This window comes from Sulfobacillus harzensis (assembly GCF_012933365.1).
Taxonomy (GTDB): domain Bacteria; phylum Bacillota; class Sulfobacillia; order Sulfobacillales; family Sulfobacillaceae; genus Sulfobacillus_B; species Sulfobacillus_B harzensis.
The window spans coordinates 1-23,615 of the sequence record NZ_JABBVZ010000006.1 but is presented as its reverse complement, the minus strand read 5'-3'; the positions used below and the strand labels follow the sequence as shown (position 1 = coordinate 23,615).

Genomic DNA, 23,615 nt, shown 5'->3' with positions numbered 1-23,615 from the left:
GTGTATCAGGGATTGTGCGGAACGCGTCTAGTCTTCCGCGGCGCTAAGGATGCGCTGCCATTCAATCAGCACGTAGCGCCGCTCTCTGAGGACATAGGCTTGGATCCAGCGGGATTCAAGAGCCACGGGGATTACCTGTTCGGTCCGGGGGGCGCTGTCCCCAGCGGCCAGAAAGGTGAGGGTAAGCGGCCGACCCGCTTTCTGAGACGCTTGGATTAGGGACTTCAGGCTGGTTTCGCGGCCGCTGGGTGCGGCCTCATTTCGGGGCAGATGTACCTCAAAGCGCTCTCTGGGATCCTCATAGTGCTCGACCCAATCGTCCTCATCGGGCAGACTAGGCCGTAGCACTTCGGGCAGGATGGGAACCCCGCTCTTTTCCATCTTCTTTTGCACCTCTTTCACCCGATCGGAGCCGATAATGAGGTCGGTTGGCGAAAGTCGTCCCAGCACTTCTGGACCAAGAACGGTCTCGACATCGCGGGAATCCTCGGGCGTGGAACTATGCACCACCGTGACTTCCATAAGGCGGTGACGCCCAATGGCCCGATACCAGTCCTCGAGGTTGATTTGGACGTTGTTCGGAAGCCCCGTTCGAGTCATGGACTCCAACTGGCGCTGGTGTTGGGCAGCATCGAGACCCCGGCGGATCCCTTGCTTGACCGCATTGAGATCCAGGCGATAGGTGGAGACCCGGTCGGAGCGAACCCGGCTGGCCAGTCCGTCCACCTTCCACCGTTCCGCCAAAGGGATGGTCGGCGGCACCAGAATCTCGCCCGTCGGCTGCACCAAACTCTCTCCCGGCTGGGGTTGCTCAAAGCGTCCCTCCAGTGCCGCCCGTGCGCTGGCACTGAGCCGACCGGTATAGTTTGGACCGGGTTCCCAGAAGTCGGTGATCAGTAAATCGCCGAGACCTTGCGAGATGAGATAGGGGGTCTTGATTCCTTCAATGCCTAAAGTCGCCAACCATTCAATGGCCTGGGAGCGCACCAGCGCCCGATCGTCGGGCACCAGACTCGAAAGCGAGACCCATAAAAGCACGGGCCAATAATTCCGGTTGGGGTCAAAGACAAACTCCGCCAGCCAGCTGAAGAGGGCGGCCGGATCTTGGGAAAACAGGCGTTCGGCTGCGTCCTCGTTGACGACGTAGCGATACGGGTGGTCGGCTGACGCCAAAAGACCCTGCCGGTACAAAGCGGACAGGAGATAGTCCACCATGACACCAGCCGGGAACAGAGAGCCCCGATCCCACATCCGCCTTTCCATTTTTGTCTTCAGGCGGCGGTAGACATCCCCTTGGGTGGTCAGTAAGAGCGGTTCTTCACGGGCGAATGACAGCACTTGAAACACGTCATGCCAAAAAGGGCTCCAAATTGGCGCCGGCACCTTCACACGCGCTTCAGCCTGGACGGTAATCTTGTCCCAAGGGATGTCCCAGAGAAGCGGCAAAACCCGCGCCATGAGTTCCCATGGCATGATGAGAAACCGTTGATACGGGCCATACCTGGTTTCAAACACCAGTCCGGCGGCGGCCAGCTCATCCACCCCGGCCGCCAAGCGGCTTTGGCGGGGAATGTTGCGCCAAAATCCCCGTTCCGCCACCCACACTTTGAGCGCATGCAGTCCATCCTCTGAAAGTCCCCGAACCACAGCGGAAACCCGTTCCGGGTCGAGCAGCGCCTGGACTAGCGGTTGACCCTTCAGACCCAGGCGGGTGGTTAGATCGTGCTGTTCCGGCTCGCTAAGACGCGCCAAAATGCTGCTCAGGGAGCGAACCCAAGGGGAGCTCATGCGTGCCCTCCGGCAGGAAAGGGGATGACAGGCGCCAAACGCTCCCGTGGAGTCCCGTCGGGGGCCGCATGGGCGATGTCGTAGCGATAGCCTTGCTCGCATAGAAACAGCTGGCGTTTTTGGGCAAATTCCTGCTCTTTCGTATCCTCGGAAACAATGCTGTAAAAGGTCGCCATGACTCCTTCGCCTTTGGGACGGAGGATGCGTCCGAGGCGCTGAGCCTCTTCTTGGCGACTGCCGAACGTTCCGCTAATCTGAATGGCGACGTTGGCATCCGGCAGATCGATGGCAAAGTTCCCCACTTTCGAGACGAAGAGCCGGGTAATGATGCCGTTGCGAAAATCCTCATACAGGCGTTCACGCTCACGGTTAGGCGTCTTTCCCGTGATTAAGGGGGCGTTGAAATGACGGGCCATCTGCTCCAACTGGCCGAGATACTGGCCAATGACCAACACATGGTCCTCTCGATGCTCCTCCAGCAAGGCATCCACGACCGGAATCTTGGCCGGATTTTCGGCGGCAATCCGAACCCGCTCGGCGTCCTCGGCGACGGCATACTGCTCCCGCGCCGCTTGCGGCAGGGCCACGCGGATTTCTCGACAACTGGCGGTGGCGATCCATCCCTGCTCCTCAAGAACCTTCCAGGGCATGTCAAACCGCTTGGGGCCGATGAGGGCAAAGACGTCCTCTGCTCGCCCGTCCTCGCGAATCAGGGTGGCGGTCAGTCCTAGGCGTCGCCGCGCCTGCAGGCTAGCGGTAAGACGGAACATAGGGGCCGGGAGCAGATGCACCTCGTCATAAATGATGAGTCCCCAGGGGTGCTGGTCCAAGGCCTGAAAATGCGGGAATTCTCCCTTCTGGCGGTGGGTTAGCATTTGATAGGTGGTTACCGTGACGGGTCGAATCGTCTTGGTGGTGGCGCTGTACTCGCCGACCTCATCCACGCTGAGGGTGGATTTTTCCAACAACTCCCGCTGCCACTGGTGGAGGGCAGCGGTGGAGGTGGTCAAAATCAGTGTATGGGTTTGGGCCATCCACATGGCGCCGAGGCCCACCACCGTTTTTCCCGCACCGCAAGGCAACACCACGACGCCGTTGCCGCGGTCGACGCGCCCTTGACCCCAGAAGCTGCGTACTGCGGCCTCCTGATAGGGGCGCAAAGTAAATGGCTGGCCGTCGGGCAAGGACTCCACCAAGTCAAAGCCGAGCGGCGCGCCCGGCTCGTAGCCGGCGACATCATCGACCGGCCAGCCTGCCTTGGCTAAGGCCTGCTTGATGAGGCCGCGAAATTCTGGACGAACACGGTAGCCAGGGTGGAGAGGACCGTCCAAGTATGGGATGACAGATTTGGTCCGACCCACTTGGGTCAGCGCGAGGGCATCATCGGACGTAAGCCAGAGTCCATCGCCATCGCGAGCCGGCACCAGCTTCAGACGTCCGAATCGGACTTCCTGGTCGTGGATAAATTGGGCCACGGGATCCGGCACCGGGTATTGAGACAAACGCGCCAGGGCGTCCAAAATCTCCGCCGCGTGGAGGCCTGAGGCCATGGCGTTCCACAGCGAAAGCGCGCTTAATTGGTAGGTGTGCATGTGCTCAGGGCTTTTCAACAGTTCGGCAAACCCGGCCAGCGCATCGCGCGCTTCTTCGTACCGAGGGTTTTCCACTTCCAATAAAATTGTGCGGTCACTTTGCACAATCACGGGCAGCCGGTCCATCCCGCACCTCCTCAACCGTTACGACTTATGGTATCAAGCTTTACCGGACACGCCAAACCGCATTTCTGGAAACTGTTGAGCCAACGCGGCCAGGGTATCCCGATTGGCCTTTACCATGCGCTGGCGGTCACGAATCGGCGGGAATTGTTCGGGTTCGTCCATAAGATGTCGGGGCAACCGGCTTGGCGATTGGGGTTCCCAGGCAGCCAGCCAATCCGGGCTGATGGGCCGGTCCTGCAAGTCCTGCCGCGAGACGGCGGCCCAAAGCAGCGTCCAGACACGAGGTACCACCGACAGGGATTGATAGCCGCCACCACCCACGGCAATCCAGCGGTTGATGCCGTACGCATCCACCCATTGGCTTAAAAGGCGCGGAACGGCGGCATAAAAGGTGGTGGTGGCGCACATGTCAGCCAATGGATCCCAATAATGGCCGTCGCAACCATGCTGGGAAATGACGATGTCGGGCTGAAAGCGCTCCATCACCCGGGGGACCACGGATTGAAAGGCTTCCAACCATGACGCGTCGTCTGTAGCCGGTGCCAAGGGGACATTCACGGTGGTGCCAAGACCGGCCCCCTCGCCGATTTCATCCACATGGCCGGTTCCGGGGAAGAGAAAGGCACCGGATTCATGAAGAGATACAAAGAACACCTCGGGATCGCGATAAAAGGCATCTTGGACGCCGTCCCCGTGGTGCGCGTCGGTTTCGACGTACAGCACCCGCCAGCCCGTCTCGCGGCGAAGCCACCGAATCGCGGCCACCACATCGTTATAGATGCAAAAACCGCTTGCATGACCATGTCCGGCGTGGTGCAAACCACCGGCGAGATTCAGCGCCCGTGAGGTTTGTTGGGCGACAATTTTCTCCGCGGCGGTCAGCGTACCGCCCGCCGCCAATGCTGCCGCCTCATGCATGCCGCGAAACACCGGGTTGTCCTCGGTGCCCAAGCCAAGCCGCTCAATTCCGTACGTCTTTTTCCCGGTGACACTAATGCGCCGCACTAGGTCCACATAATGCGGGGAATGGGCCAGTTCCAACTCGTCAATTGTCGCGGGACGGGGAGGGATCACGTCATCGGGCGAAAGCAGGCCGAAATTCTCTGCTAAATCGCGGGTGGCACTTAGGCGCACTGGGTTAAAAGGGTGATCCGGACTGAACTGGTACTGGAGATAGGCATCGTCATATAGAAACACAGCAGAAACGACTGACCCCTCCCTCACCAGGTTTGTATAATTGTAGCACGGAGGAACGGAGGTGAGTGGGGTTATGCGCGTTATTCTACGGGACGGGCGGGTAGCAGAGCTGCGTCCGCCAGAGTTGACCGACAGCGAGCGAGCACGGCTTTACGACTTATTTCGCCGAGCATCGCCGGATAGCTTGTACTTTCGGTTCTTCCATGTGGTGGCGGAGGTGAGCGATCGGGAACTCGATCGCATGATGCGGGTGCAGCCCGGGGAATCCTATGCGCTGGTAGCCGATGGGGGCGATGCGCTGTTGGCCATCGGCAACTATGCCCGATTGGATGAACATACGGCTGAGGTAGCCTTTTTTGTTGATGATCGGCTGCAACAGCGCGGCGTCGGCACGCTGTTGCTGGAACATCTTGCCGAAGTGGCATGGCGTGAAGGGTTTCGGCAGTTTAAGGCGTTCGTTTTGAATGACAATCACCGCATGCTGCGCGTGTTTCGCTCGAGTGGCTTTGCCGTCACCCAAGCCTGGAAGGATGGAATGTTGGAACTCACGCTGCCGCTCATCCAAACCGACCGGCAGCGCAGTCTCATTGCCGTGCGCGAGAAACTGGCCTCTGCCGCATCCTTAAAACCCTTCTTTCGGCCGCGCACCATTGCGGTGGTTGGGGCGTCGCGCGACGATGAGCGGCTTGGACACCAACTTTTGCGCCATGTCATCGATGGGGGGTTCCAAGGGACGGTCTATCCGGTCAACCGCGAGGCCGCATCGGTGCTTTCCATACATGCCTACCCGCGCATCGCCGACATCCCCGAGCCGGTTGACTTAGCCTTGTTGGTGGTCCCGGCATCCTCCCTGCTGACGGTCATCAACGACGCCATTCATTCCGGTGTGGGGGGCGTACTCATAACCACCTCGGGACTGGGCGAGACCACCGACGGGCACGAACTGGAGCAAATCATTGTCACTAAGCTGCGCCAGGCGGGCATTCGCCTGATCGGCCCCAACTCCATGGGAATTGTCAATACCGAATCGGCACTCAGGATGAATGCCAGCTTTGCCCCCCGCCTTCCTCGTGCGGGCCGCTTGGCGGTGGCTAGCCACTCGGGGGCACTAGGCGTGGCCATCATGAATTACGCTGACAGACTGGGACTGGGCATTTCCAGTTTCGTGAGCCTAGGCAATAAATCGGATGTCTCTGTCAACGATCTCCTGCAATACTGGGAGGATGACCCCGACACGGATGCCATCATGCTCTACATGGAATCGTTCGGCAATCCCGCCAAGTTTTCCCGCATCACACGGCGTCTGGCGCGACAGAAGCCCATCTTGGCCGTCAAAAGCGTTCGGACGGCGTCATCGCGGGAAATTGAGGGCTTGGTCACCGATGAGGTAGACGGACCGGTGGACGCCTTGTTTCACCAATCCGGTATAATCCGCGCCGACACCTTGGACGAACTCTTTGATGTCGCCGCGATCTTGACGAGTCAACCCCGACCGCGCGGTCCCCGCATTGGGCTTGTCACCAATAGCGCCGCCGGCACCCATTTGGCCGAGGACGCGGTGCATACGCTGGGCTTAGATTTGGTTGCCGTCACCGACGTGGGATTTTCCGGGTTGGCCGACGCGTATCAGGAGGCTATCGCATCGGCTTTGCAACGGACCGATTTAGACGGACTCATGCTGTTGTTCGTACCGGTTAATTCCACGGAGACGGAGATGGTGCTGGCGCGGATCGAGGACACCCTGACGGGGTACTTTGCCCAGACGGCTAACCCCATACCGGTCTTTGCCAATGTGATGCTGGCCGACCCCCTGGGGGACCGCTTTCTGAATGCCGGGCCACGGCGCGTGCCGCTGTTTCCCTTCCCCGAGACCGCGCTTCGGGCCTATCGCCGGGTGTTAGACTACAGCCGCTATCTGGCTCAGCCTATCGGCCGGATTTTGGACTTGTCCGGTGCGGACAGCATCACCGCCCGCGATCTCATTCGGCAGGCAATGGGACTCCAGAAAGAGGTGTCGCTCGCGGGCGAGTCGCTCTTGCCCGTCCTTCGCGCCATGGGCATTAATCCGGTGCTGAACGAGAATCTCGAGAGTTCGCTCGCCGTATCGGTCCTGCCCGATGATCTCTTCGGCCCCATGATTGTGGTGCGTTCTCAAGGGATCCGGGGTCGGATACGGCTTTTGCCGCTCACCGATCAAGATGCCGACCGACTCATCCCCGTCGATCTGCGCGACACCGAGCAAACAGTGTTTCGCGACCTGGTTTTACGGGTGGCGCGGCTGGTGGAGGATTGTCCGGAAATTCTTCGCCTCGAGCTTGGCTCGGTGGCCTGGCAGGGGGACACGCTGATCGTAGGTCACGGAAGGATGGTTGCCCGCCAGCCCGGTTTCCCCAGTCCCTGAATTTTGGTCGGTGCTCTTTTGTTTTAATGGCTAGGATAGTAAAATGAGATGAATTGCCCCGTTTTGGGGGCAGACGACGAGGAGGAGACACATGGCTTTCATCATCACTGACCCCTGCATTGGCGTGAAAGACGCTTCGTGTGTCGAGGTGTGCCCGGTGGATTGCATTCACACCACGGATGAGGCCGACCAGTACTACATCGACCCGGAAGTCTGCATCGATTGCGGAGCGTGCCAGCCGGAATGCCCGGTGAGCGCCATCTACGAGGAAGACGAAGTACCGGAAGAGTTTCAGGCCTCCATCAAGCGCAACGCCGATTTCTTCAAGCAGTAGTCTCATGGAGCTGGAACTCAAGGAAGCAGCCCGCCCGGAAGATGTGTTGGCGTTTACCGATGCTGTGTTGGGCGGGGAATCCAACCTCAATGCCAATTTGGCTAATATCGCCGCACTGTTGAATCAGTACCTGCCGCGCATTAATTGGGTTGGGTTCTATCTGTCGGAAAAAGCCAGCGGCGACTGGGTGCTGGGCCCATTTGCCGGAAAGCCGGCTTGCACCCGCATTGCCCGTGAACACGGCGTGGTGGGCACCGCGATGGCTCGAGCCGAAACGCTGGTGGTTGACAACGTATTGGAGTTTCCGGCTCATATTGCGTGCGACGCCGATTCCCGCTCCGAGTTAGTCATTCCGATTATTTCCCAAGGACAGCCGGTCGGCTGCTTGGATGTGGATAGTCCCGATTTCGCCCGTTTTGGGGCCGAGGACGTCCATCTCTTGGAGGCGGTGGTGGCCAAACTCGCCAAGGCCTGGTCAAATTTTCACTGGTATTAACCTCTTTTCCGAGGACCTGTACGGAAGGCCCCAACCTTGCGAGGGAGGGGGCCTTTTCGTTAGGCGTCGGGATAGCGGGTCAGCTCATAGACGGAACCGTCTGGCCCTCGAAAGTGCTGCCACTCCGTTTGCCCCGCCCGGCATGTGTCACCCAGCAACTCACAGCCATATTCCACGAGGCTCCGTTTCGCGGAGTCCATATCCGACACCCGAAATCCTAACACGCGTCCCTGATAATGAACTAAGTGCGCTGGACGGGGGCCTTGGGTTCCAAAGACTTCGATGCGGTCGCCCCGAGGAAGGTCGAAGACCCAAAAATCCGGTTGTTCGAGAATCAGCCGTCCGCCCAGCACCTCGGCGATAAATCGGCTCATGGCTTGTGCCTCCTCGGTAAAAATGCCGCACCAGACGAGTCCGTCGACCATGCGCTCTGCACCTCTTTCTTTTCCTTGAAAGGTAGTGTGACAGAGAATCAGCATGCGTGGGGTAAGACATTGGGCTTAGATGGGCTGAAAAATTGCAATCAAAACGGCCTCCGGCTGACGCCAGAGGCCCTTGTCCGAAACAGGGAGGCTAGTCGAAGTTGGCCAGCATTTTGTCCCAAGTCGCTTGGTCGACATGCCAATCCTGCTCGACTAGGGGCGTTTTGCGAAATCCCGGCAACAGGGCCTCATAAGGTTCCGACGGCTCACGATAGATGAGGCCCGTGATCAGCTCGTCGGTTTCATCCAGGCGCGCCAGGGCGGTGGTGCGGCTGGACGGGTCATAGCTGGGATCGTCGTCCAGATTGGCTAACGTCTTCTTATACCAGTCGTAGGTGTTGACTTTGTTATAGGTGACGCAGGGCGAAATCACGTTGATCAACGAGAAGCCCGGATGTTCGATGCCCATCTGGATAAGTTTGGCCAACTGCGGCTGCCAGCTCGAGAACCCTTGGGCGACAAAGGTGGCGCCCGCCGAGACAGCTAACATGAGAGGATGCACCGGCCGATCAATGCTGCCCTTTGGTGTCGTCTTGGTTTGAAACCCGCTTTCCGAAGTTGGCGAGGTTTGGCCTTTGGTCAGGCCGTAGACATGATTGTCCATGACAATGTAGGTGACATTGACGTTTCGCCTGAGAGCGTGCATGAAGTGGCCCATCCCTATCGCATAAGCGTCGCCGTCACCCCCGGCCGCCAGCACCAACAAGTCTCGGTTGGCCAGCTTAATCCCCAGCGCGGCTGGCAGGGTTCGCCCGTGGGTGGCGTGGATGTTATAGGAGTTGATGTAGTTGCCCAGTTTTCCCGAGCAGCCGATACCGGCCACAATGGCGGTGGTGCTGGGCTCCGCGCCCACGGCGACCAAGGCCTTCTGCATGGCCGCCAAGACGCCAAAATCGCCGCAGCCGGGACACCACCACGACTTCTCGGTGGTTTTGAATTGCTGCAATGTGGCCATTAGGACTTCACCTCCGCGAAGGATTCCAACAGGGGGCGTGCCGCCTCCACGATTTCCGATGGAAAAAATTGCACCCCATCATATTTAAGCAGGCTGTGACAACGCTTGGGGTCGTAAACTCCAGCCTGGCGCATCAAATGCGCAACCTGGCCGGTGGCGTTTTGCTCAACAATCAGAATTTGACGAGCGCGCCGGAAAAGGCGCTCGAACTGGGCGATCGGGAAGGGAGACAGGGTGCGAAGCCAGCTTGCTGCCACCCGGTGGCGTTCCGTGGTTAAGATGTCGCGCGCTTCCTTGATGGCTCCCACGGTGGCACCGATGGCGAGAAGGACCAAGTCGGCGTCGTCTGGCCCCTCATAGCGTACGCCATCGCGAAGAGCGTGTACGCGCTGGATTTTGGTCAAACGCTTTTCCATCATGCGGGTGCGATTGGCGGGGTCCTCCGATACTTTGCCATTCGGTTGATGCTCGACACCGGTGGCCAGAAACTGTCCGTTTTGGGTGCCGGGCAATGAGCGAGGGGAGACCCCGTCATCGGTCATTTGATACCGCAAGAACACATTTTCTCCCAAAGCCGTCAAGTCGTCCGAGCTTACGATGGGCCCACGCTCGATCGGAACTCGGGGCCCATTCAACTTAGCGCGGTCAACGCTCTGCGACCAGAGCGAAAGCGAGAGGTCTGTCGCAATCAATACGGGCGTCTGCAATTGATCGGCAATGTTGAAGGCCTGCCATCCGTCTTCAAAGGCTTCTTCGACGGAACTCGGAGCCAGCACCACGCGCGGTCCTTCGCCATGGCCGCCATTGATAATGGCCATGAGGTCGGATTGCTCCTGCTTTGTCGGCATCCCGGTGGACGGCCCGCTGCGCTGCGTGTCAACAATGACGACGGGGATTTCCGCCATGGAGGCGAGGCCAATGCCTTCCTGCATCAACGAGAATCCGGGACCGGAGGTGGCCGTCATGGCCCGAGCGCCGGCGTAACCCGCTCCGATGCAGGCCGTGATAGAGCCCAACTCGTCCTCCATTTGCACCACCGTTCCCCCGACCATCGGAAGCCACTTGGAAAGAGCCTCCATGATGTCGGTGGCCGGGGTAATGGGATATCCGCACATGATGCGGCATCCGCCCGCCACCGCACCCAACGCGATGGCGTCGTTGCCGGTAATCACCACACGGTCTCCGGGTACGGGAGCGTCTAATTTCAGTTGGGAAACGCCTTGAAATTGATCGTGGACGCGATTGAACCCATCCAAGAGTGCCTCCTGGTTGGCCTTGACAATCTCGGTCCCCTTGCGGGAAAACTTGGACTCCACATACTCCAAAAAAGGATCGGCAGGAAGGTTTAAGAGTGCGGCTGACGCGCCTACCGAAACCATGTTGCGCATGACCACCGAGCCGTGCTGTTTGGCAATTTCCGTGAGCGGCAAGGCGATGAGGTGGGCCTTGAGGCCTTCCGGCAGCGTGGGCGAGAAGGCGCTATCCGCCAACAAGAGCCCGCCATCCAACTCCCACACGTGTTTGTTGATGGTTTCTTGGTTTAATGCCACAAGAATATCGGTCGCTTCGGCTGCCGCTTCTACGCGGCGATTGGCGATGCGTACCTTGTACGTGGTGTGGCCGCCTTTAATGCGCGACGAAAACGATTTGTATCCATAGACGAAGTATCCCATGCGATTTGCGACCGTGGCCAGCACATCGCCGGTGGAATCAATGCCTTCGCCCTGTTCGCCACCAATCTTCCAGGCAATCATGGAAAAGCCCCCTAGACAAGAATCCGAAGTCTTCTTGATATTAATTCAATCCTACGCAGGGGGAAACGGCTAGGGTTCTTTTTGGGGAGATTTGGTGGAGAATTTCTCGGGGCGAGGATGGTAAGGGGCTACTCAAAAGGGACCTGGGCCCTGATGCCGTCCCTAAAATGTGCCCGTTTTACCCCGATTAGTGGAGGAAGCGGGCCATCTTCTTCCCTGTTTTCGGGAGTCAAGTGGGAGAGAATTTAAGGGCAAAGGCCTTTTGAGTCAGCCCCTGTTAACGGACCTCTTGGGTTTCCAATACCCCTTCATAAAGAGGCGCCAAATGCCGGATGGCATTATGGGCGCGGGTGACAAACTCGGCGCTCCGCAAAAGCGGAGTTTCGCGATCAAAAATGAGCCCAACGGTAAATCCGCGGCTTTTCAGAGCGGTCCGCTTCAGAATGTCCGAGAGATCCTGCCCAGTGAGACTCTCCACATTCTCGGCGCCTTGTCCATGGTCATCCTGATAATAGTAAATGGGTTCAGGATCCTTAAGTTTCAGGGCCCCAATGCCTTGGCGCTCAAGGTATTGAATTAACGACGCTTTGTCCTCTTCCCCTTCCGGCTTGACGACGAAACGGACAAAGACATAATCCAGACAAATTCCTACTTCAAAATGCGCGTACCGCTTGTAGCCTCGTTCCGATCGGGAGAAGGCGACCCAGGTGTCGTCGGGCGGATTAACTCGGCGCCGGGCGTGAGAAGCCGTATGCGGATACATGGGGTGCCCAGTAATCTCCTCCAGGCGGGGCGCCAAATCATCGCCAAGCATAGCCAACTTGGGACGCACTTGCGTGCGTAGGGCGCTCATACGATCATGAAATTCGGGGATGAGAAAGACGTCGAAGTCCAACTTCGAAAATCCGGCAAACTGGTACATGGCGGGTTCCTTTCTGGGCAGCGAATTCCCCTTCATGGTATCAAGTGCGTGGCCAATTCACAACCTGAACTCAGATATTGGAAAGGGATTTTTGTCGAGGGTCGCGAATAGAGGCGGGCAGGGGGGAATTCCGTGCGGTGGCAGAATGTGGCCCAACAAGAGTGGGAAAGTCGGTTGGCGGAGCATGTCGAGCAAGGGATTCGGGCATTGCTGGAGCCGCTGCCGCAAGCGGTGCGCATCAGTTGGCTGCGAAGACTGGAACACCCGGCACACCCTGTAGCCCAAGGTATGGCGCGATGGTTGTCGATGATGGACAGCCGCCCTTGGACGGTGGCTCCGGGTGACGACTGGCAGGTGCTGGAGGACAATGACGGGGTGCTCATGAGCTATCCGGAAGCACTGGGGTTTGATCCGGTGGCCATGTCCGCGTTTGGGGCGCTGTGGGCGGATGACAGGAGCGAGCGATGGCAAGCGTTGGTGTCGAGACTCGGTGCGATGGCGATTATTTCCGCTTGGGAGGCAAGCATCCGTTCAGAGGGCGTCCTTCGTCGCTTGCAGAGCTTTCGCTCTGCCTACCCCGCTCTTTTTGACACGTTGGGGGCGGCATCCGGAGCTGGGCAGCCTCTGAAGGTGAATTGGCCGGCATTGCCGGACTTTTCCGCCTATCAACAGCAATTGGCCTATGGGGTAGTGCCCCACGAAGCGGGTGGCCACGGCGTGGATAATGAGATCGCGGTTCTTTTAGCGCTCCATATGGTAGGTGACGCCGATCGTCCGTTAATGGCCGGGCTGGCTTATAAAGCGCTTGAAGGCCGTTGGCTTTGGGAAGCCTGGCAGAAGACGAGGTGACAGAGATATGGTGGTGAGTGAGGAGACGCTTTGGGATCGCATGAGGCGGCCATTGGCGGAGCGGCTTATTGTCACACCGCTCTTAAGTCCCGATCAGTTGCGCGGCGGCTCTGTGGACGTACGGTTGGGACAAGACTTCATCCTCATGAAGCGGTCGGCCAAAGGACCTATCGATCCATTGGAAATGGCTCAGGATCCGGAAGACTATCAGGAGCGCGTGCGGGTGCCGATTGGCGACAAAATGATTTTGCATCCCAATCAATTGGTGTTGGGGGCAACGTTCGAGTTTTTGCAGGTGCCGCGAGACTTGATGGCCTATGTGATTGGCCGCTCGTCCTGGGGGCGGCTTGGTTTGATTGTGGCTACTGCCATTATGGTATCGCCGGGATACCGTGGCAGTCTGACGCTGGAGTTGGCTAATTTGGGAGATACCCCCGTGTACCTGTATCCAGGGACGCGGGTCGCACAGCTGGTGTTTCACACTTTGACGGAAAGTGGCGCCGCATATCCGGCGCAGGGCGGCAAGTACACCGGCCCCGTGGGACCGGAGTTTTCCAAACTGTCGTTAGACCGCGATTGGGCCATTATTCGCTCCTTCGCGGAGGGAGACCATCCCGCCGCACCATGACTGAGCAGCCCTATCGGCCGGCCACCCTTTGGCCGCGAGTGTTTTTGCTGGGAGCGCTCGGCATCTTTGTGATCGTGGTTGAGATGCGCACTGTGGTGAATTTAGCGGGGGTGGCCGGAGGGCTCATCATCGGTCTGGCACTTGGGGGGTACAGTCTTACGCATACCGAGTTTCACACCAATCCGCCTCGCTACAAGACCAACCCCTATGTTGGCGCTCTGGTGGCCACACTGTTTGCCGTCCGTCTTTTATATGATGCGGCCATGGCGCATGCCCAACTAGGACACCAAGGCGCCGTCAATCCCATTGGCGCCAGCTGGATTTCCGCTTTGCTGTACTTCCTCTTTGTTGCTTACTGGGAAGTCTTTTATCTTGGCGTCATCCGGCGACTCAAGGGACAGTCGGGACCGCATCAAAGCGCGTCATAAACTCGCCATGGTCTCCGTCAGATCCGCTTCGGCCGCTTGCCGTATCGCAGCCTTGTCCGACGCCAACTGCACCAGATCCACGGCTAGGCCGATAATGGGAAAGGTCTGTAAAAACGCCGCCTCAACGGTCCGGTCCGCCTCATATCCCGCCAAGAGAGCCTCGCGCTCCCGGGGCGTCCAGCGCCGCAAATCCCAGGCCGGGTGGGTGACGAACGCATCGCCGAAGTCAATTAGCCCTTGAAACTCGCCCGTGACGGGATCGACAAAGGTATGGGTGGGACCGGGATTGGAGTGGATGGCGGTGCGAAGCGGGGTTCGCGGTAACGCATCGGTGGCGCGGCGGACCAGGTCGTCAGGGGTCAAGCCTGCAATGGGCCAATGGATGCCAAAGTCATAAATTCGCCGTGCCCCCTCCAGAAGCACCTCGGCCACGTGGTCGCGAAACGTATCGTGGGCCATTTCGGTGGGAAACAGGCCTGATTCTAAAAACGGGGCTTGGGGAACCGCGTGAATGCGCGCCAAGGTCCGCCCGAGCTGAAACAGCATCTGTTGGCGGGCTTGAGGCGGAATGCTGGCGTGAATAACGGCTACGCCAGGAATCCGGGTCATAACAATATATTCGATAAAGCCCTCGCGTCCATAGCCCAACACCCGCGGCACGGCAATGCCCTGATCTTTGAGCGCATCCAAAAAGACCGTCTCTTTAGCCAAGCTGGTGCGCGGGCGCAGGCGATGGGGCCGTTGCGTCTTGACTATGATGGAGTCGTCCACTACATAGACGCGGGCTTCACCGCCGGATTCATCAATGGCTGTGATGCTTTGAAGGCCCGATACATGACGTCCGGCGAGCGACAGCACTAAATCTGAGTCGAGAACCGGGTCCGGCGCATCAGGTTGCAGGTAGACATCTTTAGGCATGGCGGTCTCCTTCATCAATCAACTCGAATCAAAGGGTACCACCCGTTGGCGGCTAGTACCAGAGAGAAACGTCGGAAAACAATTTTCCAAAGGATTCGCACGATCCGCGCCATTTGCGCAAAAGGGCTTTCCTCACGGGTTTTTCGAGGGTGATGAGCGCCAAGCGCTTGCGGTATAATGGACGGTGCAGTCTTATCGGGGTATTCGATCTATTCGTACGGAGGTAAATGGTGCGCGTTTTCGCGGAACTCATGTGGTTTTTTCGAGCTCACCGGCGGCGATATGCCTCCGGGATTATCTATTTAATTGTGGTCACGCTGCTATCCTTGGTTCCTCCCGCACTGGTGGGAATGACTGTCAACCGGCTGGTCCACCACCAAATGACGGCAGGAGCGCTGTGGGGGATGCTGGCCCTAATTCTGGCCATCGCGCTGGTATCGTATGGCCTTCGCTATCTATGGCGGGTGCGGCTTTTTGGGGGCTCGATTTTGTTGGCCACCGAGCTTCGCGATCGCCTTTATGAGCATTTCACCCGCCTATCTCCCGAGTTCTACCATCACCACCGCATCGGCGATCTGATGGCGCACGCTACTAACGACGTGCTGGCTATTCAAGATACCGCTGGGGAGGGTGTCTTTATGATGGTCGATTCCTTGGTCAGTGGCATCACATTGGTGGGCATCATGGCTATCTGGATCAGTTGGAAGCTGACCCTGATCTCCCTTCTTCCGCTGCCCATCATGGCCTTCGTTATCTCGCGCTATGGCCGCATGCTGCATGCGCGTTTCATGTTGGCACAAGCTGCCTTTTCGGACATCAACGATCGGGTGCAAGAGTACATCTCGGGCATTCGCGTGGTGCGCGCCTTCGGGCAAGAGGCCTGGGAGCGAGAGAACTTCGTGGCCTTGTCCAAGGACGTGGTGGAGAAGAACGTGGCGGTAGCCCAGATTGACGCCTTGTTTGATCCCACCATTTCGGTGATCGTCGGCTTTTCCTACTTTTTGTCGGTGGCTGTAGGGGCACTGTTTGTGGTTCATGGCTCGATGAACCTTGGCAGCCTCACCACCTTCACCTTGTATCTCGGCATGCTAATTTGGCCGATGATGGCGTTCGGCTTTTTATTCAATGTGGTTGAGCGCGGCAGCGCATCCCATGATCGGGTCCAAACGCTTTTGGCCGTACAACCGACGGTGGTGGAAAGGCCCGATGCCGAGGCTGAAGTTCCGGTGGGTGACATCCGGTTTGACGTTCCCGCGTTCTACTACCCGGAAACCGACCGGCCGGCACTGACCGATATTCACTTAGAAATTCCCCGCGGCACCACGCTCGGCATTGTAGGCCGCACCGGGTCCGGCAAAACAACCTTGATACGGCTCCTATTGCGGGAATTTGACCTTTCCCAAGGCGACATCAGCATCGGCGGCCGGTCTATTTACGCTTACCGGCTGCATGCGCTGAGACAGGCTCTCGCCTATGCTCCCCAAGATGATTTCTTGTTCTCCCTCTCCATTCGGGACAACATCGCCTTTCAAGACCCTGAGGCAGATTTTGATCGGGTTGTCGAGGTGGCGCGGATTGCCGATGTTCATGAGGATATTTTGCGATTCCCGGAGGGATACGACACTATTGTTGGCGAGCGGGGGGTAACCCTATCCGGAGGCCAAAAGCAGCGGGTGTCCATCGCGCGAGCTTTGTTGGCCGACGCGGAAATTTTAATTTTGGACGATACCCTGTCGGCGGTTGACGCCCGCACCGAGGCGGCGATTTTGTCAGCCTTAAAGGAAAATCGCCAGCAGCGCACCACGCTCATTGCGACGCATCGTCTGAGTGCTGTGGAACATGCGGACAACATTATCGTGCTGGAGCATGGGCGGATCGTGGAGCAAGGCAGCCACGAGGCTCTGTTGCGCTTGGGCGGCCGTTATTGGGATATGTATCAGCGGCAGCAATTGGAGGATTTGGTGGAACAGGGAGGCCACGTGGGATGACCGAGATAGGGTTGGATGAATCGCAAAATCAAACCGTGGCGCCCGGCACCTTCTGGCGCTTAATGGGCTATCTGCGGCCGCACAAAGGGCGGCTGCTGGTAGCGTTCTTGCTGTTGGGGTTAGCCACCGCGGCTGACGTGCTGCAACCCATTTTGGTCAAGATTTTCATTGACCAAAATCTGATTCCGCGCCACTTTCCCGAGACCCCACTGGTGGAATTGGGTGCCGGATATTTGCTCTTGGTTCTCTTGACGGCTTGCTTCAACGTGTTGCAGTTGTATCTTTTTCAGGTGCTGGCGCTGGACATCATCCAGCGACTTCGCGTGGATCTGTTCGACCGGGTGCAAACCTTGGCGCTGTCCTTTTTTGACAAAACTCCGGTGGGGGTCCTGGTCTCCCGTATTACCAATGATACCCAGTCCATCTTAGACATGTTCATGTCGGTGCTCTCCACCTTCGTGCAAAATGTGGCGGTGCTGATCGGGGTTATGGTGGCCATGTTTGTCTTGGATGTTCGGCTGGCACTCTATTGTTTGGCACTCTTTCCCGTCATTTTTGCGGTTATGTGGCTTTATCAGAAGGTGACCAGCCCTGTCTTTTGGGCGACTCGTCAGCGAGTGGCGCTCATCAACGCCAAATTGAACGAGTCGCTACAAGGCATGGGAATTATCCAGGCCATGCGCCAGGAGCCTCGTCTTCGCCGTGAGTTTGGCGAGATAAACGAAGCGCATCGTCGAGTGCGATATAGGAACACCCAGTTGAATGGACTCTTGACCCGCCCCCTGATGGAGGTTATCTATCTCCTGACGCTCATGCTGGTGTTGGGATTCTTCGGGTTGCGCTCCTTTTCCCACGTGGTGAATATTGGTATTCTCTATGCCTTTGTCAGTTATCTGAGCCGCTTCTTTGAGCCGATTAACAACATGATGCAGCGGTTGAATTTCTTCCAAACGGCCATGGTGTCCGCCAATCGGGTGTTTCAGATACTGGACAATCCATCGCGCCGGCCAATGTCGGAAGGGGACCGGGCGCCGACCATCACGCGGGGGGAGGTTGCCTTTGAGGATGTCTCCTTCTCCTATGACGGCGAGAAAGACGTGCTGGAGCACATCAGCTTCACCGCCAAGCCGGGGCAAACGGTCGCGCTGGTCGGTCACACGGGAAGCGGGAAGAGTTCGACGATTAACCTCTTAATGCGTTTTTATCCGGTCAATCGAGGCCGCATCACCATTGACGGCCATGACCTACGCGAATTTCAAGAGGAAGAACTGCGCCAAAAGATGGGGCTGGTGCTGCAAGATCCGTTTTTGTTTGTAGGGGATATCAGCTCCAACATCCGTCTAGGCGATACGCAGATCACTGATCAAGAGGTCAAGGCGGCGGCCGAGTTTGTGCAGGCGGACGGCTTCATCCAGCGCCTCCCGGGAGGGTATAACGCACCCATCGGCGAACGCGGGGCCACCCTCTCCACGGGGCAGCGGCAGCTCATCTCTTTTGCCCGCACCATGGCCCACAACCCGACCATATTGGTACTGGATGAGGCCACCGCCAGCGTGGACACAGAGACCGAGGACGCCATTCAAGACGCACTCCGCCGAATGCGCAAGGGCCGGACTACCATTGCCATCGCCCATCGCCTCTCCACCATTCAGGACGCCGATTTAATTTTGGTCTTGCACCATGGCAAAGTGGTGGAGCGCGGCACGCATCAACAACTGTTGGCGGAACGAGGCCTGTATCATGCCATGTACCTTTTGCAGCAGGGGGGTTCCGAGGACTCTGCTTAAGCAAGAAAACGGACGGGGGATTCCCCGTCCGTCCTAGAAGGTCAGGACATCGTCGTGCAAAACCGAGTCCACCATGCCGTCCATGTCCAGCGGCTTATCCAGCCGTTCGTCAATGGTGACGTTGGTGATGACGCGATCTACGCCGCTGTAGAAGGGCGATTGGTGCATGGCCTCCACAACTGGCAGCACATCATCCAAATCGCCTTCCAAGAGCGTTGCCGTCGGGGTCAGAACCGCCTCCACGCCCAAGGCTGACGAGGCGATTTCGAAGCAGTCTTGGATATAGCTGGAAATACTGGCTTCGTCCGTCCCTATGGGAAGGACCCTCACTTCGACGACTGGCATAGGAATCGGCCTCCTCGTGTCAAAGTACGATGCCCGTTCTTAGCCTCTCCGAAAGCGGGACTAATCAGTCGTTGGGCCCATCGAAAACGGTTTTTCTCCCGCTACGATTTGGGTAATTTGATTGTTCTCGTCAACAAATACCACCCGTGCGTGGAGTCCTGCTTTGATTTCCTCGGGTGTGTACTGTCCATATGCCATAACAATCACCGGGTCGCCGGGATGAAAATGGCGCGCCGCGGTGCCATTAAGGCATACCGAGTTGGGGTGCTGACGGTCTTCGATGACATAGGTCACCCAGTGAGTGCCATCGTTGATGTTGGTGATGTGCACAAACTCGTAGGGTAAAATGTCAGCCGCTTCCGTCAGCGCATAGCCTAAGGTGAGACTGCCAACATAATTCAAGTTGGCCTCGGTCACCGTTGCGCGGTGGATTTTGGACTTCAGCATCTCGCGATACAATAGGTTCTCTCCTCCCGTGCGGCAAAGCGCCCATATCATCTCGCTGCCCGCTTCCATCCTATGACACAAGCCCATGAAGATTGACAAAGGATGCATAAATAGCGGGGGTCGTGAGACGCTAGAGGCAGGACGGACGGAGAAGGAAGGGAGCATATGGAACACCGCGAGCATGAGGACCAAGAGAGCCAGCATCGTCGGAAGCCGGTGCGCGAGCATCCCAAGCCGCCGATTGGCCAAGTGAATTCGCTAAATCAAGCGGTCCGCCAGGAATTATGGTATGTCGATACCGTGGTGGCATCGCCATTTCGCACCCTTCGGCGACAGTTGGGCACGTCGCGGGGTGCTTGGGCGCAGGGGGCGGACGAGGCACTGTGGGCCTTCGAAGGGATGGCCCGCCTGCCCATCAAGCTGCTGCAGTCCGCCTTCGGCGAGCAGCTTAACACATCAAGCAACGCTTCACCAGCTAAAGACGCCTCCGAGTAGGCGTCTTCTGTGTGTCCTCCTAAGCAACAGCTCCTTTCGGTATCGCGGAGGATGGGCCTGCCTGTTCGACCATGTGGCAGGCCCTATGCTCATTTCGTTGGCCGCCTTCGCCATGCCCCATATTTTGTTGGCACGGCCAATGCGTTCTGCTATGGTGGAAATAGCTTCCAGAAACACAACGGGAGGTTTTGACCATGGCTTCAAAAGTTCTCATCATCCTATCCACCGGGGAAAAGGAAAAGGCATTAACGGGCTTGTTGTATGCCAACAACGCGATTCGGCACAAGTGGCTCGACGACGTCAAAGTGTGCATGTTTGGGCCTTTTGAAAAGCTCCTGGCCGAAGACCCAGAGGTCCAGGATTGGGTGCGCTCCTGGCGTATCAAATGCCTGTGGCCTGCAAATATGTGGCGGACAATAGCGGGGTGTCGGATAAGCTTTCACAAATTGGGATCCAGGTTGAGTATGTGGGAACCTTTGTTTCCGACGCTATTAAAGAGGGATACCTTCCCATGGTATGGTGAAGAATCAAATCCCGGCGAAGTTCGCAGGAACAACACGAACGCCTCGCCGGGCCTTTGTCGTTGGAACCAATTCTTGTCATGAATGGATAGGAAATGCTTCCAAATCACTTGGGCCAAGAAATGTTTCCGAACCTCCATCACCTCGCCCTAACTTGGTTGATGGAAAAATTGTCCACACATCTCTATTGAGCAGTCCCTTCCACGAGCAATCTCAATACTTAGCAGCCTTGAAGAACTGGTAGTTGCAGGACTAACCCAGCTCGTTTGTTAGCACCTGTCAATCCTCGGGGGCCAAGAATCGTGCCAGGGCGTCCGAGAACAAGGTCAAGGCCGGCGAATCCGCCCGCAGGGGCGCCTTGACCTTCACCGAGGACGTCCTATGCTGTCCCATCCCCAGAGGTTCAACGCACAGGCCGGCTCCGTGCAGGAAGGTCACTACGGAGAATCTCTCTTGACGACGGCGGATCAGTCTCGTTTCCGCGGGCTTGACTGGGGTCGGACGACCCTCACACGCAAGTTATTAGATCCGATCGCGAGCAGTCTCAATCTAATGGCGCGGGCTCAAGGCCGCAGCCTCTACCGCAAACTGGGATCGAGGGCTCTCGCGCACACACTCCGTCCGCTTCCTGCACAGGGCCCACCCGTGATGGCTGGGACACTGGTTGTGATGGTCAGGCTAGGCCACCCCTGTCATCTCCGGCTGGGCCCGGACCCAGACCGCAATCTCCCAAATGTACCCGCAGAGCTCGCGGGCCACGGCGGCCAAGGCTTTGGGTTTGCCCCGGCGCGCCATGACCCGGCGCAACCGGTTATGGAGCCGCTGTTGGCAGCGCCAGCTAATCGCACTGAGGTCGGTCTGCCACGGTCCACACGCGGCCAAGCGGCGTCCCACGAGGCCATGCAACGACGGCACAAACCGATACGTCTGGGCGCTTTGCGTCAACACCCGCCGCACATGGGCATTGCCGGTTTTGCTGAGCCCGCCTTTCCGGCGAGTCTCCCCGCTTGATGCCTCGGTGGGGACCAACCCCAAGAAGGCCATCAGTTGGCGCGGATGCGGGAATTGACGAAAGTCGCCATACTCCGCCACGAGCGTGGCGGCTGTGAGCCAATCGATGCCGCGCAAGGCTTGCAGTGCCTGAATGAGGCGAGCGAGCGGATGGGTCGGCCAAGCGAGCTCAATTGCGGTCGTCAGGCGTTCCAGCCGGGCATCGGCTTCCTCCAATTGGCTGAGCAATTCGGCCCATGCCATCTGACGGGGAGCCTCGGGGGGCTTCCACTGGCGAATCCACCCCATATAGGCCACCGTCCACACGCGGCGTTCCACGGGAACCCGTACCCCCCAGCGTAGGAGGGCACTTTTGATGCGATGTCGCGCCCGCGTTTGATCCTCGACGGCCTGAGTACGGGCCCGGATGAGATCCCGAAAGGCCTCTTCCGCAGGCGTCGGAATCCGTACCGGAGTCAAGGATCCGGCGCGCAACGCCTGCGCCAACTTGATGGCATCCCGCCGATCCGTCTTGATGCGATCGGTGGGTTTTGTTGGGACGAGTCCCGGCGCGACGACTTGACAGGTCACTCCCAGATCGATAAGGAGTCGCGCCATCTCATAGCCCGTCGGTCCGGCTTCATAGCACACCAACAACGTCGGGGCGTCCGGCTGACGCTGGACCCATTGCCGGACAGCCTCCGGCGTCGCGGGCAAGGTCCCTTCAAAGTGCGCCGGGTCGCGCCCGGCATCCGCGACCGCCACCGCAATGGTGGCGGCATGTACGTCCCATCCCACAAATCGGGTATACTCCACGGTATCACCAGCTCCTTCGTATGCGGCTCTGCCTGTTTGGACAATCCTGCCCCACAGTGTAGCCCGCGACATATACGACGAAACGGGGCTGGTGCTAACATGCTAATGGTTGTCAAGTCATCCCGTCGAAACTTTCTATGGGGTTGTGATACAGTATTCGGGGTACACTAAAGGAACCTTCTCGGGAATGGAAGGTTTTGGCTATGCTCGGAATGGACTAGGCGACGTCGGCGACCGCTTCCTGACGCGTGAGGACGGCGTAGATCCAGTGCAACAACTTGTTGATGCAGGCCACCACCGCCACCTTGTACGGCTTCCCTGCCGCGCGTTTGGCTTGGTAGAAGGCCTGCATTCGTTTGCTCCCGGTTGGGCGTAAGCTACAAAGGACTGCGATGTAAAGGGCGTGCCGGAGGCGGTGGGACCCCCGCTTGGTGATGCGGTTCACCGACGCGGTAAAATCGCCCGATTGATGCACGCTCGGGTCCACACCAGCAAACGCCACGAGCTTCTTCGGGTCCTCGAAGCGTGCAATCTCCCCAATTTCCGCCATCGCGGTCGCAGCGAGGGTTGCGCCATCCCCGGAATCGACTGGATGAGGCGGCATTCCTCGATGTCACGGGTGAGGGCGTCTATCTCATCGTCCAAGGATTTCAGATGCGCTTTGTACTCCTCGATCATCCGGATGTACAAGCGCAAGCTGAACGCCTGATGAGGGACGTCCGCCGCCCGCAGCTTCTTCGCCTTGGTGTCTACCCATTCCGGAGACTGACTGGGACAGGCGCCGCGAATCGTTTCGGCGACCGCCGTGTCGGAGGCTGCCAGTACCTCCGCGGCGGTTGGGAAGGCCGCTAAGGTCTTCAGCGCCACATGGGAAAATAGGGTGCCGAACACGTCCGCATAGGCCGGAAATACGGCATCCAAGGCGGATTGGAACTGGAGTTTCGCTTGGATAAAGAGGCCGGTGACGGCCTCACGCTGCGTGCGACTGGCAGGTACAGAAGCTTGCAGGTGAAAGTCCTGCTCCTGCGAATTACCCCATTCAAGTGGGATAGCCAAGAGCGGCAGGGTGTTCGGAGTAATCCGAAATCTGGTGGGCCTGAGGCAAAAGAGCGAGCCGTAACGAACTGTGAACCCGTGGTGGCTTGGCAGTCGCGACCAACCTTCGTAGATGGGCGAAGTCCTCTGCTGCAGAGGTTTTGCGCCACATCGCAAGATGTGGTTGGAATGGGTGAACACCCCTGCGGGCGCTGCTGAGTGGTTAGGGATGGCACGCTTGGAAAGGTTCTGTACTGACCCAGTGAGACCCTGCCTGTCCAAGAGTCGACACAAGTGGGCAATGCGATGACCGCCAATCCC

Annotated in this window: 21 protein-coding genes and 1 pseudogene; 9 read left to right on the top strand and 13 right to left on the bottom strand. The window is 58.3% G+C overall.

All coding sequences use genetic code 11. The features are described from left to right. Positions 1-27 precede the first annotated feature (27 nt). The 3 genes from HIJ39_RS02880 to HIJ39_RS02870 are packed head-to-tail and all read right to left on the bottom strand — an operon-like array spanning position 28 to position 4,703. Positions 28-1,788 (bottom strand): helicase-associated domain-containing protein, encoded by a 1,761-nt coding sequence (locus HIJ39_RS02880; RefSeq protein WP_169096516.1) that lies wholly within the window; start codon positions 1,786-1,788, stop codon positions 28-30. Continuing rightward, positions 1,785-3,506, bottom strand: coding sequence for a DNA repair helicase XPB (locus tag HIJ39_RS02875; protein ID WP_169096514.1), 1,722 nt, complete (start codon positions 3,504-3,506; stop codon positions 1,785-1,787). The genes HIJ39_RS02880 and HIJ39_RS02875 overlap by 4 nt, the downstream gene beginning before the upstream one ends. Before the next feature lie 33 nt (positions 3,507-3,539). Further along, positions 3,540-4,703, bottom strand: coding sequence for an acetoin utilization protein AcuC (locus HIJ39_RS02870; protein WP_338055062.1), 1,164 nt, complete (start codon positions 4,701-4,703; stop codon positions 3,540-3,542). Positions 4,704-4,776: 73 nt separating this feature from the next. Between HIJ39_RS02870 and HIJ39_RS02865 the strand changes: the two genes are divergently transcribed. The 3 genes from HIJ39_RS02865 to HIJ39_RS02855 all read left to right on the top strand — a co-directional run bounded on the left by HIJ39_RS02865 (position 4,777) and on the right by HIJ39_RS02855 (position 7,934). Next, positions 4,777-7,104 (top strand): bifunctional acetate--CoA ligase family protein/GNAT family N-acetyltransferase, encoded by a 2,328-nt coding sequence (locus HIJ39_RS02865; protein WP_169096509.1) that lies wholly within the window; start codon positions 4,777-4,779, stop codon positions 7,102-7,104. Between the two features lie 91 nt (positions 7,105-7,195). After that, positions 7,196-7,438, top strand: a complete 243-nt coding sequence (locus HIJ39_RS02860; RefSeq protein WP_169096507.1) for a 4Fe-4S dicluster domain-containing protein — start codon at positions 7,196-7,198, stop codon at positions 7,436-7,438. Between the two features lie 4 nt (positions 7,439-7,442). Further along, complete coding sequence (locus HIJ39_RS02855) at positions 7,443-7,934, top strand: GAF domain-containing protein (protein ID WP_169096505.1); 492 nt, start codon at positions 7,443-7,445, stop codon at positions 7,932-7,934. A gap of 59 nt (positions 7,935-7,993) precedes the next feature. Here the strand turns inward: HIJ39_RS02855 and HIJ39_RS02850 are convergent, their stop codons facing one another. From HIJ39_RS02850 to HIJ39_RS02835, 4 genes are all read right to left on the bottom strand, one after another. After that, positions 7,994-8,359, bottom strand: coding sequence for a VOC family protein (locus tag HIJ39_RS02850; RefSeq protein ID WP_169096503.1), 366 nt, complete (start codon positions 8,357-8,359; stop codon positions 7,994-7,996). A gap of 148 nt (positions 8,360-8,507) precedes the next feature. Next, on the bottom strand, positions 8,508-9,371 hold the full coding sequence (locus HIJ39_RS02845; RefSeq protein WP_169096501.1) for a 2-oxoacid:ferredoxin oxidoreductase subunit beta: 864 nt from the start codon (positions 9,369-9,371) through the stop codon (positions 8,508-8,510). After that, the gene (locus HIJ39_RS02840) at positions 9,371-11,125 is read right to left on the bottom strand and encodes a 2-oxoacid:acceptor oxidoreductase subunit alpha (RefSeq protein WP_169096499.1); all 1,755 of its coding nucleotides are present in this window, start codon (positions 11,123-11,125) and stop codon (positions 9,371-9,373) included. Before HIJ39_RS02840 ends, HIJ39_RS02845 begins: the two co-directional genes overlap by 1 nt. A 277-nt stretch (positions 11,126-11,402) precedes the next feature. Beyond that, positions 11,403-12,047, bottom strand: coding sequence for a DUF1054 family protein (locus tag HIJ39_RS02835; protein ID WP_169096497.1), 645 nt, complete (start codon positions 12,045-12,047; stop codon positions 11,403-11,405). 132 nt (positions 12,048-12,179) lie between these two features. Between HIJ39_RS02835 and HIJ39_RS02830 the strand changes: the two genes are divergently transcribed. Genes HIJ39_RS02830 through HIJ39_RS02820 form a run of 3 tightly spaced genes read left to right on the top strand, consistent with a single transcriptional unit; the run spans position 12,180 to position 13,952 of the window. Further along, the gene (locus tag HIJ39_RS02830; protein WP_169096495.1) at positions 12,180-12,896 is read left to right on the top strand and encodes a hypothetical protein; all 717 of its coding nucleotides are present in this window, start codon (positions 12,180-12,182) and stop codon (positions 12,894-12,896) included. Positions 12,897-12,903: 7 nt separating this feature from the next. Beyond that, a complete protein-coding gene (gene dcd, locus HIJ39_RS02825) occupies positions 12,904-13,524 on the top strand; it encodes a dCTP deaminase (RefSeq protein ID WP_169096493.1) in 621 nt (206 codons plus the stop codon). Further along, positions 13,521-13,952 carry a CcdC protein domain-containing protein gene (locus HIJ39_RS02820; RefSeq protein ID WP_169096491.1) on the top strand — a complete coding sequence of 144 codons (432 nt, stop codon included), beginning with the start codon at positions 13,521-13,523 and terminating at the stop codon, positions 13,950-13,952. The genes dcd and HIJ39_RS02820 overlap by 4 nt, the downstream gene beginning before the upstream one ends. Here the strand turns inward: HIJ39_RS02820 and HIJ39_RS02815 are convergent. Then, a complete protein-coding gene (locus HIJ39_RS02815) occupies positions 13,947-14,870 on the bottom strand; it encodes a phosphotransferase family protein (protein ID WP_169096489.1) in 924 nt (307 codons plus the stop codon). The two genes, HIJ39_RS02820 and HIJ39_RS02815, sit on opposite strands and share 6 nt — an antisense overlap. A 227-nt stretch (positions 14,871-15,097) precedes the next feature. Between HIJ39_RS02815 and HIJ39_RS02810 the strand changes: the two genes are divergently transcribed. Further along, a complete protein-coding gene (locus HIJ39_RS02810; RefSeq protein ID WP_207711443.1) occupies positions 15,098-16,858 on the top strand; it encodes an ABC transporter transmembrane domain-containing protein in 1,761 nt (586 codons plus the stop codon). After that, positions 16,855-18,645 carry an ABC transporter ATP-binding protein gene (locus HIJ39_RS02805; protein ID WP_169096487.1) on the top strand — a complete coding sequence of 597 codons (1,791 nt, stop codon included), beginning with the start codon at positions 16,855-16,857 and terminating at the stop codon, positions 18,643-18,645. The genes HIJ39_RS02810 and HIJ39_RS02805 overlap by 4 nt, the downstream gene beginning before the upstream one ends. A gap of 33 nt (positions 18,646-18,678) precedes the next feature. Here the strand turns inward: HIJ39_RS02805 and HIJ39_RS02800 are convergent, their stop codons facing one another. Both HIJ39_RS02800 and panD read right to left on the bottom strand, forming a co-directional pair. Beyond that, a complete protein-coding gene (locus tag HIJ39_RS02800; protein ID WP_169096485.1) occupies positions 18,679-18,990 on the bottom strand; it encodes an MTH1187 family thiamine-binding protein in 312 nt (103 codons plus the stop codon). 60 nt (positions 18,991-19,050) lie between these two features. Continuing rightward, entirely contained in the window at positions 19,051-19,449 is a 399-nt protein-coding gene (panD, locus tag HIJ39_RS02795) for an aspartate 1-decarboxylase (protein ID WP_169096483.1), read from the bottom strand. Between the two features lie 153 nt (positions 19,450-19,602). Between panD and HIJ39_RS02790 the strand changes: the two genes are divergently transcribed. Continuing rightward, complete coding sequence (locus HIJ39_RS02790; RefSeq protein WP_169096481.1) at positions 19,603-19,932, top strand: hypothetical protein; 330 nt, start codon at positions 19,603-19,605, stop codon at positions 19,930-19,932. Between the two features lie 1,199 nt (positions 19,933-21,131). Here HIJ39_RS02790 and HIJ39_RS02785 read toward each other — a convergent pair. The 3 genes and pseudogenes from HIJ39_RS02785 to HIJ39_RS25395 form a co-directional block, all read right to left on the bottom strand. Next, complete coding sequence (locus tag HIJ39_RS02785) at positions 21,132-22,259, bottom strand: IS110 family RNA-guided transposase (protein ID WP_169096479.1); 1,128 nt, start codon at positions 22,257-22,259, stop codon at positions 21,132-21,134. 217 nt (positions 22,260-22,476) lie between these two features. Then, positions 22,477-22,809 (bottom strand): transposase, encoded by a 333-nt coding sequence (locus HIJ39_RS25400; RefSeq protein WP_476718338.1) that lies wholly within the window; start codon positions 22,807-22,809, stop codon positions 22,477-22,479. Next, a pseudogene (locus HIJ39_RS25395) lies at positions 22,701-23,615 on the bottom strand (hypothetical protein); the annotation flags it as partial. The gene HIJ39_RS25400 and the pseudogene HIJ39_RS25395, both read right to left, overlap by 109 nt.

What these genes read in the sequence shown, in the direction of transcription:
- HIJ39_RS02880 (WP_169096516.1), bottom strand. Translation starts at nt 1,788, where the DNA reads ATGAGCTCCCCTTGGGTTCGCTCCCTGAGCAGCATTTTGGCGCGTCTT.
- HIJ39_RS02875 (WP_169096514.1), bottom strand. Translation starts at nt 3,506, where the DNA reads ATGGACCGGCTGCCCGTGATTGTGCAAAGTGACCGCACAATTTTATTG.
- HIJ39_RS02865 (WP_169096509.1), top strand. Translation starts at nt 4,777, where the DNA reads ATGCGCGTTATTCTACGGGACGGGCGGGTAGCAGAGCTGCGTCCGCCA.
- HIJ39_RS02860 (WP_169096507.1), top strand. Translation starts at nt 7,196, where the DNA reads ATGGCTTTCATCATCACTGACCCCTGCATTGGCGTGAAAGACGCTTCG.
- HIJ39_RS02855 (WP_169096505.1), top strand. Translation starts at nt 7,443, where the DNA reads ATGGAGCTGGAACTCAAGGAAGCAGCCCGCCCGGAAGATGTGTTGGCG.
- HIJ39_RS02850 (WP_169096503.1), bottom strand. Translation starts at nt 8,359, where the DNA reads ATGGTCGACGGACTCGTCTGGTGCGGCATTTTTACCGAGGAGGCACAA.
- HIJ39_RS02845 (WP_169096501.1), bottom strand. Translation starts at nt 9,371, where the DNA reads ATGGCCACATTGCAGCAATTCAAAACCACCGAGAAGTCGTGGTGGTGT.
- HIJ39_RS02840 (WP_169096499.1), bottom strand. Translation starts at nt 11,125, where the DNA reads ATGATTGCCTGGAAGATTGGTGGCGAACAGGGCGAAGGCATTGATTCC.
- HIJ39_RS02835 (WP_169096497.1), bottom strand. Translation starts at nt 12,047, where the DNA reads ATGTACCAGTTTGCCGGATTTTCGAAGTTGGACTTCGACGTCTTTCTC.
- dcd (WP_169096493.1), top strand. Translation starts at nt 12,904, where the DNA reads ATGGTGGTGAGTGAGGAGACGCTTTGGGATCGCATGAGGCGGCCATTG.
- HIJ39_RS02820 (WP_169096491.1), top strand. Translation starts at nt 13,521, where the DNA reads ATGACTGAGCAGCCCTATCGGCCGGCCACCCTTTGGCCGCGAGTGTTT.
- HIJ39_RS02815 (WP_169096489.1), bottom strand. Translation starts at nt 14,870, where the DNA reads ATGCCTAAAGATGTCTACCTGCAACCTGATGCGCCGGACCCGGTTCTC.
- HIJ39_RS02810 (WP_207711443.1), top strand. Translation starts at nt 15,098, where the DNA reads ATGGTGCGCGTTTTCGCGGAACTCATGTGGTTTTTTCGAGCTCACCGG.
- HIJ39_RS02805 (WP_169096487.1), top strand. Translation starts at nt 16,855, where the DNA reads ATGACCGAGATAGGGTTGGATGAATCGCAAAATCAAACCGTGGCGCCC.
- HIJ39_RS02800 (WP_169096485.1), bottom strand. Translation starts at nt 18,990, where the DNA reads ATGCCAGTCGTCGAAGTGAGGGTCCTTCCCATAGGGACGGACGAAGCC.
- HIJ39_RS02790 (WP_169096481.1), top strand. Translation starts at nt 19,603, where the DNA reads ATGGAACACCGCGAGCATGAGGACCAAGAGAGCCAGCATCGTCGGAAG.
- HIJ39_RS25400 (WP_476718338.1), bottom strand. Translation starts at nt 22,809, where the DNA reads ATGGCGGAAATTGGGGAGATTGCACGCTTCGAGGACCCGAAGAAGCTC.